Here is a 12,018-nt window from a genome sequence, read left to right as displayed (position 1 = left end):
ACGACCAGCCAGGCAATTTCGAGCCGGCTGGCGAACGAATTTGGCTATTCCGAATTTCCCGTGGGAGACCACAAGCAGCGTAGGTCGGATTAGGCGCGAGCCGTAACCCAACGCATCCGCACCAAATGTCGGGTTACGGCTAGCTATTCATGCCCAATATCATCATCAAAATCAATTACGTCGACACCCCAGTGTTCGCTTAATAGACCCATCTTTATATAGCGATGAATACTGGAATAGGGCCAGTCGGAGGCACGCTTGACCCATCCATGTTTGACCGGGTTATAGTGGATATACTCAATATGTTGTTGGAAGTCCCGCTCGTTCCGCAAGCAATGTTCCCAACCACGATGCTGCCAAACATCCTGTTGCTGTTTATTTTTACGGTTAGCATTTTGAACTTGGGGTTTATTTGGCAGTTTTTTGGTAAATTCCGTTTTGATCAAACGCCAGCGGGTTGAATAATCATAATCCTGTTCGGGCAATGTCCAGATAAAATGCAAATGATCGGGCAAGACAACGGCGGCATCAATCACAAATGGCCGTTTTTGCATGATCTTTTTAAACGCCGAGCGCAGAAGCTTCACATTGTCGTAATCGGCGAATAATTTCCGGCGCTTTTCGGTCACCACGGTAAAAAAATAGCTGCCCCCGTTGATATAAACTCGGCGATAATGCATGGCGAAACCCCGAATAAAGTAAAATTTGGCAATTGCGTAGGTCGGGTTAGCGTCAGCGTAACCCGACAGAAAGGCCAACGATTCTTCGGGTTGGCAATATGTCGGGTTACGGCTAGCAGCGTAGGTCGGGTTAGGCGCGAGCCGTAACCCGACGCATCCGCACCAAATGTCGGGTTACGCTGCGCAAACCTACGCAGCTGTTTTACCAACAATCGGTAGCAGTGCCGGTCACAGACTTAACGCCAGCATTGGTAATCTGAAAAGTACCGCACTTATCCCCGGCCTGAACTCCCGTTGGAGCGGCCGTGGCCGTATAAGTTGTATCATTATTGGCCAGCGTCACGCCAATCGTATAATGGCCATCAGGCGAACTGGCACTCAAACCGATATCCGTCAAATCTCCATACGTCGGATTGTTTGCCCGATATTTTTCTTGAGCCAATTGCAAACTCAACAACCCCGCTTTCGCATCCGATCGCCTCGCCTTCATGACGTAGCTTGTATAAGACGGATAAGCAATCGCTGCCAAAATACCGATCACGGCAACTGCTATCATTAATTCAATTAATGTAAAACCTTCAAATTTGCGTGTCATTTCAAATTCCTGTTCTAAAATTAAAACAATAATAGCCGTTAAATGTCTAACGGTCAGAAAAATCCGATAAGGCATTGGCGGTCACTATACATTCTTACAAGAGGTATAGAAATGAATAAACACCTGCCAACAAAAATGAACGAAACCGGCTTTACCGCCTTGGAATTACTGATCACGATTACAATCGCCGGCATTATAGCGACATTAGCCATACCGAGTTATCAAGACATGCTGGAACGCAATCGCCTTAAACAAGCCCTGGAGTCGTTAAAAGGCGATCTAAAACTGGCGCGCACCGAAGCGCTCAAGCGCCATCAACCGATAGTTGTTTCCAGAACGACCGGCAATCAAGGCGCATGGTGCTACGGACTGGCAATTAGAACACCCGCCAAGGCCAATTGCGATTGCGAACAACCCGACATCAGCGCCAATGATTTTTGCGACATCAAACGCATACTCGGTAACGATTTTGAACACATTACCATGGAGCCCGCAGGCATCAACAATAACACTTTCAACCCCAGGCGAGGCACCGTAGCCGCCGGGGGTGTCACGTTCAGTACAGCGAAATACGCAGCCAGAGTGGTTTTTGCCGATACCGGCCGCATACGAATTTGTATACCGCAGTCCGCTAACATACCTAGCGGCAAAGTGGGCCTACCCTCTGTGACGGCAAATTGTTAAGGACACATAAAATGAAAAACGCGACTAAAACACGATGAAAAATCAAACGAATCAAGGATTCACTCTACTGGAAGCAATGATCACTATTGCCATCGCCGCAATTATTTTGGTCTTGGCCGTACCTTCCTATCGTGATGTTTTGGAACGTAACCGTGTTAGAGAAGCTGTCGAATCGCTATCCTCCGATATCAAGCTAGCTCGTACCGAGGCCATCAAACGCAGTGCGGATGTCACCTTGTCAGTAGATAACACGGAATGGTGCTATGGTATCGGTACCGGTGGCACTTGCGATTGCACGGCCGCGGTCGGAGATGCCGACTTCTGTAATATCAAAATCGTTAATGGCGCACAATTTCAGGATATTACCTTTAATGGCAACAATGTCACATTCGAGTTCAGACGCGGCACGCCGATTGCGGTAAGCAGCTCGACACTCAGTTCTGCCAACTACGGCGCGCAAGTCAATATTAATTCCGCCGGCTTGGTAACCATTTGTTCATCAGGCGCTCGGTCACTGATTCATTATCCGGAATGTCCATAAAATTCGAGAAGCATCATGAAAAAACAAACAGGCTTTACACTCCCGGAACTCTTGATATCGCTACTGTTGGGGCTTATCGTGATTGGAGGAACGATTGCTATTTATATCTCCACGATTCGAGGCAGCACCGACACGATTCGCTCGGCGCGATTGAATCATGATATGGATTCTCTAATGACGCTCATGGTTAATGATATTAAGCGGGCCGGCTATTGGGGCGATGCCATCAATGATGCCGATACCCGCACTAACCCGTTTACAAGCACTGCGAACAATGTCCAAATAATTGGTGATGATTGTATTGTCTATAGTTACGACACCCCTAGTCTTCCAGACTTTCCTAATGGAAACGGCGCTGTTGATGATAACGAGATGTTCGGATTTAGATTAAATAATGATGGCTCGGTCAGCATGAGGTTGTCCGGCACGACCCTAGCGAGTTGCGACGATGCGGACGGAACATGGCAGCGTATGACTGTTAGTGAAGGCGGAGAACAAGTCAATATCACCGGCCTCGAATTCAGCTTTACTCCAATTGCCGGTACGCCTTCTCTACCTGCAACTTCTCGTTGCTTAAATGTAACAGCGGATTCCATAGATAACGACATCGATTGCACCAATGTTGTTGCTGGTGATGACATAGCACAAAGACGCGTGGTTAATATTCGATTAATCGGCGAAATGGGAAGAGACGCCACTATCAAGAAAACTTTGGTTGGCACGGTTAAGCTTGGTAACGACAGACTTTATCAAGAAGAACCTTAGCGACACGGGAGAATTTTATGAAGATCATTTATCAACACACCCGTCAGAAAGGTGCAATCAGCTTATTAACAGCCTTGATATTACTGATTGGCATTAGCTTGGTTACTTTTTTTACCGCTAAAACAGTGCTGGTCGAAACACAAATAAGCGCCAACAATTACCGTACCAGTCAAGCGGTCGCGGCCGCGCAAGCCGCACTCGATGAAGGCACCGCTTATTTCATGACAGGCGGCACAGACCATGACGACCCGATGAATGGTGTCGACTTTACCGCGCCAGCACCAGCGCAACAACCATCGGTAGCCAATTGCGTTATGCCTGTAGGCACTCCCGCAGCGCCGGCGGCTTTGACTACTCATTTGGCACTGTTTTATTTCGATAACGTTGCCGGTAATCGCTGCGGTGTAGACGCCGGTGATAATAATGCTGCCCTGCTAGTTGCGCGAGGCTGGAGCGATGATTGTTCGGCGATGCGAGAAATCTCTCAATGTTTGGGGACATTCGATATTTTCGCGGGAGGAAAAACCCCAGAACAACCTTTCGTAACCCGTGCAGGCGTCGGTGTTTTCGGTAATGCCCGAATCGTCAACCGTTATAACAACAGCAATATTTGGGCGGGCGGCGATGCCGGCGTTGCAGGCGCTTCATTCGCTACATTTTTAAGACCATCCAACACCAGTCGCAGCGATTACGAACAATCAGAATTAAATGATCCCAATGAAAACACAAATACCCAGTTGGTTTCAAATAGAGACGCCGGGTTCGGTATTGATGTCGTAACGAATGATCCGACTTTAGGCACTAAAACGCCGGATGAGTTTTTTGAAATGTTTTTTGCACAGTCCAAGACTGATTTGATGAATGTCGCAGACGGTATCGGGCAACGATACGATGTGGGCTCAAGTTTTCCAACTAACGATACCGGCTTGATTTGGATTGGAGATGACGGCGTACCATCGACAACCACGACAAGCATAACGGGAGGTACCATCGGTTCAGAATCGAATATTGCCATTTTGATTGTCAATGGCGATCTCAGTATCAGCGGTAACGTAGATTTTTTTGGCGTTATCTATGTAACCGGTGAACTTAGGATAACAGGAACCCCTAGAGTTAGAGGCTCGGTAATTAGTGAAAATGGCCCCAATGCCGGCGGCGGAACTTTAAATTTAGTGTATGTACCTTATGGCGAAGGCAGTGGCACGCCTAATCCTTTTATCTTAGGTACGGGAGCCGTCATCCCCGGTTCATGGCGGGATTGGTAGTCACGCAAAGAATTGAGAATTGATCATGAAATTAAATTATACAAACAAAAATATCGGCATCGGCCTCATAGAGGTCCTGATTACCACCGTCGTAGTTGCCATGGGCTTGTTGGCGCTGGCAACATTTCAAGGCGAATTGATGGGAGGAAGCCGACTAAGCAAAGCACGGGATGAAGCTAAAATGCTCTGCGACAGTAAAGTCGAAGAACTGCGCGACCGTATTATTCGCGGCACCGTTGTCGGTGGTAATCCTGAGCCGGCCAACAGCTATCTCGCCATAGCTTCCGGCAATGATCAAGTGACCGGAACCAATGCGACATTTACGCGCACATGGAATATCGAGGATCTCGTTGACCCGGTTCGAAAACGGATTACTGCAACATGCAGTTGGGATAGCGAACAAGTCGTTGTACAGAGCATGATCGCCTTTACAGACTTAACCACGAGCATGTTCCACAGCCGAGGGAACGGCGATGGTGCAGGCGGCCCGTTTAACGCGCCGAGTTTAACCGCCGAATCGTCCGAAGATATCTCCAAAAGGATTAGCCTTCCAAATCCTCAGACACCGGGTTCTTTATATACAGATGAGAATGGCGATAACTATATTGTCGACCCTTCTGGATTAAGCGGCAGTTATGCCGAAGCCTGTGACGGGTTGAATCCTCAGCCGATAAACTTCGAAAACGGTCTGCGCACCCGAAGAGTCAATGAGGACGGCGTTGCGGGGCTTGAATCAATCGAGCTTTTCGAAGTACATACAATTAATAATGCCGACCTTTGTGTAGCTAGAGTACGATTTAACGGCGGTGTAATTATTCCTTTAAGAGGCACGGTGCATTCAAGAGCCACAACCGGCACGGGGCAAAATGTCACGATTCTTGATGTAGAGTTATTCACATTCAATATTTCGGAAAGCGGAACCTACTGTGTTTTCAAGCCAGCCCCCGGTGACCATAGCGCGCCTTATACATGCTATGTGGGGGGGAACTGTACGTTTGGCCCGGCAGGCATCCCCGAAGATGTTACCCAATGCCCCGACCCCGCAGTCGCTCAAGCAAAAGTGGGTCCCGGGGGCTGGCGCGGAAGAGTCGGTTTATTGGGGGTTGCGACACAAGGGCGTAATATTTGTTTCGCCGAGGAAGTCGCTGGAGAGCCCGTTACTCGTGACACGGCACGTAATTACTACACGCGCAATGGTATCTTGAATGAAGGAATCAACAAACCTTATGCATGCCATGATTTTTTGATTATTGATGGTCAACCTAATGACCGGAAATTGCATGAAGAATGTCAGGAACAGGCAAGTCAAGTCGGCGGATTGATGCTGGCTTCCAAAGACATCATGCGCGTAATCAATGGACCAAATGTATACGACCCGGTTATCGACATCAGTTATTGCACGGAAATTCCGGGCGAAACATACACGATACAGGGTTCAATCACCAATGCCGCCTATCCGCCGGTAGTCAAGGCAAATGACGGACAAACCCAAGTTTCCTGCGAAACAACAGAAACCAGCTATAACTGCACGATCAAAACAATAAAATCGTTTGTCGATATCGTCGGAATCTTTAATAACGAAGAAAAATCCTGCGTCATAACGCTCGATATCAATCAGAGCCCGCAGACAGGGTGCGCTTTGAATTTCACAACAACCACCAATCCGATTTACGTCATTACTGGAAACATAGAAGGGTCTTCGAATTCAACGAACCTTGCTTCTCTGGACGTTGCTGCGCTTGGCGAGGGTGAAACCGAAAACGATTATGTCAGGCCTTGCACTATTGGAGATTTCGATGCAAGCGCTGGTGGCCGACCATATGAATGCAAGATTACAACCGCTAAGAGCAGCGTAACGCTAACCGCACGCCCTGCATTTGGGTTTTCCGTAAGCCCTATTGATGACATCATAACCGGACTTACCGGATCAGCCGGTGCTGAATCTCTTATTACGGGACCTGATTTTCTAACTGCAGTTTTATCGACACACACGGTTGGCGGATCTATTACCTTGGAAAGTAATGTTAATAATATAGATACCGTTAGTGTAAATATTGCAAATGCATCATGTACTGTAGCCCCGCCTAATAACGGATGGGCTCAAAACAGAACAGGTAATTACAGTTGCCAAGTTTATGCGGGCAATAACAGCATGACTTTCGCCATTCCTAATAAATGTTCTGCTAGACAAGGAAATACGCCTGCGAAAGACTATATATTGTCGACGAGTGGCAGCGTGACAGCTTCATCTACAGGAACGGGCGCTTTAACTATTAATTTGGGTAATGTAACAAGTAATGTTACTCAGAACTTCACCGTAACTCTCTCAAATATTGATTGTTCGGGAGGCTAGCACGATCATTATTCACACATTGGAGCAGGACGGGGTTGCCTCGTTCCCAAACTCTACTTAAAAATGCCTACCGTTAAGCTCTGCTTATTGTTCGTCAAGCGGAGCTTGACGGTAGACACTCCCAAACAAGAGTCATGTAGGTCGGGTTAGGCGCTAGCCGTAACCCGACATATCGCCACCTAACCCGACGGATCGTTGATCTTCTTGTCGGGTTACGCTAACGCTAACCCGACCTACGCAAAATTGCCAAATTTGACTGTATTCGGAGTTTCGCCATGCATTATCGCCGTGTTTATATCAACGCGGGCAGCTATTTTTTTACCGTGGTGACCGAAAAAGCCGGAGATTATTCGCCGATGAGGACAATGTGAAGCCATGTAGCCATGTAGGTCGGGTTAGGCGCTAGCCGTAACCCGACATATCGCTACCTAATCCGACAGATCGTTGATCTTCCTGTATGTCTCGTTCCCAAGTTCTACTTGGGAATGCCTACCTTTAAGCTCTGCTTATTGTTCGTCAAGCGGAGCTTGACGGTAGACACTCCCAAACAAGAGTTTGGGAGAGAGCAATAAGCGCTGGAGCGTTGAAACTAGGAATCAAAGCATGAAGAGTTCTCGTCATTTTTCATCACCCTTTCGTCTTGTTTTATTTGACTATCGGGAAAGCGGCAAAACATCGCCTTTTGCCTTACGGCTCGTACCGGCTCTGGTCGGCATTATATGGGTTCTGTTTTCATTTAACGTTGCCGCTAAAAAACTTTATCAATATCAGGACGAAAGAGGCATTTGGCACTATACCGACAAGGCGCCCGACACAGAATTACCGGTTACGATCCGGCAATTGAAAGTCGAGCAGAGGCAAAAGGTCTGGTTGATACAAGGGGGCGACAAGCGTCACCCGACCTATGCCATCCGTAACGATTACGGCGGCCCGGTGCAGGTGGAAGTCGATTTTGTCGAGCAAGAGAATGCTTTGGCCAATCCGGCGTTGCCGCATCGCTTTATCGTGCCTCCAGGGCTATCGAAAACGCTGCTCGAAATTAGCGAAGCACAACCGCAAGCCGGTTTTCGTTTTACTGTGAACTATCGTTATGCAATAGGGCCGCCGCTAACGGACTATCTACCCAAGCATGCCTATCTTCCGCCTTTCGCTGCCGGCGAGTCGTTTCAAATTACTCAAGGTTTCGAGGGCGAATTCAGCCACACCGACCCGGAAAACCGTTATGCAGTCGATATCGCGATGCCGGTCGGCACGCCGATTCATGCGGCCAGATCCGGAGTCGTGATGGATGTCGAGCGCGATTTTTTCGAAGGCGGCGTCAAGCCGGCTTATGGCCAGAAGGCCAACCGAATACGCATTTTACACGATGACGGTTCAATGGCTGTTTACGCGCACTTGGAACTAGAAAAAACGCAGGTATATCCGGGCTTGCGCGTCGAAGCGGGTCAATTGATCGCTTATTCCGGCAATACCGGATTCACCACCGGCCCTCATTTACATTTTGCCGTGCAAATCAATAGCGATATGGCGTTGACTTCGGTGCCGTTCGTCTTTCTGTCCGCCTCTGGCGTACCCAAAAATCCGGTTGCCGGTATTTGGTTAAGAGGCGTTACAGCGACTCAAGGCGGGGCTGTCGGGGCGGATTCGATGAAATGAGTACCTGATTAGCAAGTTTCTTCAGCTAAAGCCCAAAGATCAGCATAACCCTTAGCAAGACGGGGTTCGTAAGCCATGCGCGTCAAGCTAAAAACGGCCACCCACATCACGCTCTTTCCCAGGCTCCAGCTTGGGAAAAACACCCCGGAAGCTCCAGCTTCCTGAGACCGACACAACCTCCGCTCACTCTCAATCAACCCCGCGACTCGCTCGTTCAATTTTTCTTGATTGTCGGGAAGCTAGAGCTTCCTGAACAGGTTGCCCAAGCTGGAGCTTGGGTAACAGCATATTTTAGTTTTTGCGACTACGACTGGCCCCTGCTTGGACACTTGGTTTCGGCAAGCTGAAGCATCTTGCTAATCAGGAATGAGTATGTCGTTTTTCCGGCGACCTCGATCCGCAGTGGGAATTTATACTTTAGCCTTGATAAGACCGGTATGCATTCCCACGCAGGAGAACGAGAACGAGAACGAGGATACTCGTTCCTAAGTTACATTTATTTTTAGAAGGGAATCCACGATGCTCCGATCCAATTGCTCTAATGAATCGGTTACTAAAATGTCATAACCAAGTCCTAATTCCGACATTTTATCGCACGCTTTGCGGTAATTTATTTGAATCGACTCTTTTGGCGATATTACTAAAATATCCACATCCGAGTTGCCGTGAAATTGTTCTGTTGCATAAGAACCGAACAAATAAACCGGACAGGAAAAATCTTTAAAAGCTTGTTTGAGATAAGCCACGACGCCCAGCTTCTTTCGGATTCTAGCTTTTTGGACAAGATTAGTCCTTTGCATAAAGCCGCTCCAGTATCCTCACCGACAAGTTAAAAGTCTCTATGGAGAAGTCCGAGTCGATAAGTTTAGCCGCCCATGGTTCGACAGGGCTCTCCTAAGTGCAGCCGAAGGGCTCACCACGAACAGCTTAACTTAATGGCATTGACTCTGGAGCGTGGGAACGAGAAAATCCTGCGTCGGCTGCGTAACTTATTTCATGCCCGTTCCTAAGCCCTTTGTAATTGCTGCGGCATTACCGCAAAAAATTGTTTGAAATGCGGCAAGAAGCTGATTGTGATCGGTATCGAGAACAGGCAATAAATCGCCGCCGCTTCGCCGGTCGACACGCCGAATAGCCATTGCGGCATCAGCAAGGTCATCAATGCCATTACGCAGTGGTAGGAAGCCATTTTCCAATTGTCCGGCCACATAAACCCACTCAATGCCAACGCAAAAAGGGATCCGTGGGTAATCAACAAACCGAAAGCACTCGGTATCGCATAACCGATGTGATAAATCCCGCTGTAAAGACAAGCCACTTTGTTACCGATAAAATTCGGCTCGATTCCGAATAATTGCCATTCCTTGGGCAGGAAATTGAAGATTAGAAATAACGAACTCAATGTCGCGCTAAAGTAAAATGCTTTTTTTAGTGCTTCTTTATCCGAGGAATAGCTGGCCAATGCCGGCATAATCGCAAATGCCTGCAGACTGATGTGATATGTCGATAACTCGCTAAGAAAAAGATTCGTGCCGTAACCGCATTGGTCGGCAACCGGATAGGCGAAATATTGAATGAATTCCATCATTGAAAAATGCAGTATCGCGTAGGTTCTCGCCAATCTCACCTGTAGGGTTTCGCTCTTATCTAAAAAAGTCACGCTTGAAGCTGCCAAGCCTACCACCCCCAGACCTAAAGACATATTCGCACTAAAACACATAATTATTCCGCCATTTAATCGGCAACGCGATTTTTATGATTCAATATCTGAATGTGATCGCTTTGTTGCTTTATCCGAAAAAAATATCGGCAATTGCATAAAGTCTACATTTACGCATGGATCGCCGCCCTTAAATAGGGGAATTCTAGCAGACTGGCGATAATGATGCTTGAGGGAATATCGATCCGAAAAAGTCTCCAGCCCCCTTTTATAGCATTTGCTGGTCAAACTTCGGCACCGGGGGGCCGTCAAAGGACGCCGTGAATACGTCCATGTAGGCTCTGTGACAGCATCCTTGCTGTCAAAGCCTTTGCCCCCCCCCGGCGCCTCCATGCGTCAATGCCGAAATTTGAAGTGCGATGGGTATAACTTTATAGAGGACTGGAGAGGCTGTATCGGTTGAGGAAAAGTCGTTATTCCGAGGCGAGATAGTGAGTCGAGCCCATCGGGCCTTCAAAGTTTACGCCTTCGCGGAAGTAAGCCAAGGGGTTTGCCGCAATGTCTCTCGCAGCTAAAAACTGTGCATAATAATTACGCGACGCAAACCCGAATATCGGGCTATTGTATCGTTCGACGATTTGTTCGAAATCGCGGCCGACTTGATTTTGTGCCCGCGACATTCCGCCTATACCGTGATTATAAGAAGTCACCGCAGTCGGCCAATCGTTGAGTTTGTTGTAAGCATACTTTAAATAACGAGCCGCGCCATGAGCCGAGGCGATTGGATCATGCCGCCTATCGGGTCTGTTTTTACCCGGCATAAACGTTTCGGCGGCTCCTTTCGTAAACTGCCACATGCCGACCGCGCCGGCGTGGGATTTTGCGGAAGCTTGAAATGACGACTCGACATGCGGCAAATAGGCAAAATCCTCCGGCAAATTGTATTCGCGGAAAATGCTTCTAAATTGCGCATCATAACGACCGCTGATCTCCATGCCGCGTTTAAAGCGTTCTTTTATGCCGCGTTGCGAACGTAATCTTTGACTGGCCTCCGGCAAAATCTCATGCAAATTACCTTGGCTTTGGATTCTGGCGACGATTTGTTTATCGAATTCGTCAAGCGGCGCTTTAGCTCGCAATTTCCTGTCTAAGTCGCTCAAGCGATTTTTCCAAAATGCTTTGCGCTGTTCGACCATCGCTTTTTGTTGGTTAGTCAAACCTTCGCCGACATTGCCCGGTAACCTCATCACTTCATAGATAACGCCCATATAGCGATCATCATGAAAAGCGACTTCCGAACGATGCCATACCCCATAAGTCTTACGCCAAAAATCGACTGCCGGTTCCAATGTTGGCGGCCTAGGAAATACGCCCTGCTCTTTTTGCGCGAACTTAGCGGCTATAGCCGGTTTATAGGCCCACTGAGAGCCGGTAGAAACTCTTGGCGGAGTCGTCGGTTTAATTTCAACATGCCGTGAAGGAGAACTGCTGCAAGCCGGAAGCAATGCCATTGCCGCGGATAATAATGAAATGACAAGAGTTTGTCGCTGCATAACCAATCACCAAAAACTATTTTTTAAAAGACAAAAGATTCTTCACGAATCATTCAAGGAACCGTAACGAAAGCGTTGTAATTATTCACACCCCCTATCGTTCCCACGCTCCAGCGTGGGAATGAAGGCCGAGACGCTCTCGCGTCTCGTACCGCTGGATCGGTACTCAGGCATTCCTACGCAGAGCGTGGGAACGATAATTGCCGGGGGACTGAATGGTTACAAAGCGTTAAGTTTTGTTTAAGGATAGTAGGCGGGAATTTAAA

Annotated in this window: 11 protein-coding genes; 6 read left to right on the top strand and 5 right to left on the bottom strand. The window is 48.0% G+C overall.

Annotated features, from left to right (window positions below):
• Positions 1–143: 143 nt before the first annotated feature.
• Together MEALZ_RS06095 and MEALZ_RS23720 are read right to left on the bottom strand one after the other, a co-directional pair.
• Positions 144–680, bottom strand: a complete 537-nt coding sequence (locus MEALZ_RS06095) for an REP-associated tyrosine transposase (protein ID WP_014147738.1) — start codon at positions 678–680, stop codon at positions 144–146.
• A 202-nt stretch (positions 681–882) separates the two neighbouring features.
• Positions 883–1,350: a type IV pilin protein gene (locus MEALZ_RS23720; protein WP_014147737.1), complete on the bottom strand. Its 468-nt coding sequence runs from the start codon at positions 1,348–1,350 to the stop codon at positions 883–885.
• 36 nt (positions 1,351–1,386) lie between these two features.
• On the opposite strand from MEALZ_RS23720, the gene MEALZ_RS20645 reads away from it, so the two are divergent.
• The 6 genes from MEALZ_RS20645 (at position 1,387) to MEALZ_RS06060 (ending at position 8,539) form a co-directional block, all read left to right on the top strand.
• Positions 1,387–1,959, top strand: a complete 573-nt coding sequence (locus MEALZ_RS20645; RefSeq protein WP_014147736.1) for a GspH/FimT family pseudopilin — start codon at positions 1,387–1,389, stop codon at positions 1,957–1,959.
• Between the two features lie 34 nt (positions 1,960–1,993).
• On the top strand, positions 1,994–2,500 hold the full coding sequence (locus MEALZ_RS20640) for a GspH/FimT family pseudopilin (protein WP_014147735.1): 507 nt from the start codon (positions 1,994–1,996) through the stop codon (positions 2,498–2,500).
• 15 nt (positions 2,501–2,515) lie between these two features.
• Entirely contained in the window at positions 2,516–3,265 is a 750-nt protein-coding gene (locus MEALZ_RS20635; RefSeq protein ID WP_014147734.1) for a prepilin-type N-terminal cleavage/methylation domain-containing protein, read from the top strand.
• 17 nt (positions 3,266–3,282) lie between these two features.
• A complete protein-coding gene (locus MEALZ_RS06070) occupies positions 3,283–4,530 on the top strand; it encodes a hypothetical protein (RefSeq protein WP_014147733.1) in 1,248 nt (415 codons plus the stop codon).
• A 25-nt stretch (positions 4,531–4,555) separates the two neighbouring features.
• Positions 4,556–6,883 carry a type IV pilus modification PilV family protein gene (locus tag MEALZ_RS06065; RefSeq protein ID WP_014147732.1) on the top strand — a complete coding sequence of 776 codons (2,328 nt, stop codon included), beginning with the start codon at positions 4,556–4,558 and terminating at the stop codon, positions 6,881–6,883.
• A gap of 603 nt (positions 6,884–7,486) precedes the next feature.
• The gene (locus MEALZ_RS06060; RefSeq protein WP_014147731.1) at positions 7,487–8,539 is read left to right on the top strand and encodes a M23 family metallopeptidase; all 1,053 of its coding nucleotides are present in this window, start codon (positions 7,487–7,489) and stop codon (positions 8,537–8,539) included.
• A gap of 485 nt (positions 8,540–9,024) precedes the next feature.
• Here the strand turns inward: MEALZ_RS06060 and MEALZ_RS06055 are convergent, their stop codons facing one another.
• The 3 genes from MEALZ_RS06055 to MEALZ_RS06045 form a co-directional block, all read right to left on the bottom strand.
• The gene (locus tag MEALZ_RS06055; RefSeq protein ID WP_014147729.1) at positions 9,025–9,339 is read right to left on the bottom strand and encodes a nucleotidyltransferase family protein; all 315 of its coding nucleotides are present in this window, start codon (positions 9,337–9,339) and stop codon (positions 9,025–9,027) included.
• A gap of 206 nt (positions 9,340–9,545) precedes the next feature.
• Positions 9,546–10,259: a DUF5765 domain-containing protein gene (locus MEALZ_RS06050; protein WP_014147728.1), complete on the bottom strand. Its 714-nt coding sequence runs from the start codon at positions 10,257–10,259 to the stop codon at positions 9,546–9,548.
• A gap of 413 nt (positions 10,260–10,672) precedes the next feature.
• A complete protein-coding gene (locus MEALZ_RS06045; RefSeq protein WP_014147727.1) occupies positions 10,673–11,752 on the bottom strand; it encodes a lytic transglycosylase domain-containing protein in 1,080 nt (359 codons plus the stop codon).
• Between the last annotated feature and the right edge of the window lie 266 nt (positions 11,753–12,018).

Origin of the sequence: Methylotuvimicrobium alcaliphilum 20Z (genome assembly GCF_000968535.2) — a bacterium.
Lineage (GTDB): Bacteria > Pseudomonadota > Gammaproteobacteria > Methylococcales > Methylomonadaceae > Methylotuvimicrobium > Methylotuvimicrobium alcaliphilum.
Note: the sequence above shows the minus strand (reverse complement) of the source record. Positions and strands in the feature narration are given on the sequence as shown.

Excerpts from the sequence above, each read along its gene's own strand:
- MEALZ_RS06095 (WP_014147738.1), bottom strand. The coding sequence starts at position 680 with ATGCATTATCGCCGAGTTTATATCAACGGGGGCAGCTATTTTTTTACC.
- MEALZ_RS23720 (WP_014147737.1), bottom strand. The coding sequence starts at position 1,350 with ATGCCTTATCGGATTTTTCTGACCGTTAGACATTTAACGGCTATTATT.
- MEALZ_RS20645 (WP_014147736.1), top strand. The coding sequence starts at position 1,387 with ATGAATAAACACCTGCCAACAAAAATGAACGAAACCGGCTTTACCGCC.
- MEALZ_RS20640 (WP_014147735.1), top strand. The coding sequence starts at position 1,994 with ATGAAAAATCAAACGAATCAAGGATTCACTCTACTGGAAGCAATGATC.
- MEALZ_RS20635 (WP_014147734.1), top strand. The coding sequence starts at position 2,516 with ATGAAAAAACAAACAGGCTTTACACTCCCGGAACTCTTGATATCGCTA.
- MEALZ_RS06070 (WP_014147733.1), top strand. The coding sequence starts at position 3,283 with ATGAAGATCATTTATCAACACACCCGTCAGAAAGGTGCAATCAGCTTA.
- MEALZ_RS06065 (WP_014147732.1), top strand. The coding sequence starts at position 4,556 with ATGAAATTAAATTATACAAACAAAAATATCGGCATCGGCCTCATAGAG.
- MEALZ_RS06060 (WP_014147731.1), top strand. The coding sequence starts at position 7,487 with ATGAAGAGTTCTCGTCATTTTTCATCACCCTTTCGTCTTGTTTTATTT.
- MEALZ_RS06055 (WP_014147729.1), bottom strand. The coding sequence starts at position 9,339 with ATGCAAAGGACTAATCTTGTCCAAAAAGCTAGAATCCGAAAGAAGCTG.
- MEALZ_RS06050 (WP_014147728.1), bottom strand. The coding sequence starts at position 10,259 with ATGTGTTTTAGTGCGAATATGTCTTTAGGTCTGGGGGTGGTAGGCTTG.
- MEALZ_RS06045 (WP_014147727.1), bottom strand. The coding sequence starts at position 11,752 with ATGCAGCGACAAACTCTTGTCATTTCATTATTATCCGCGGCAATGGCA.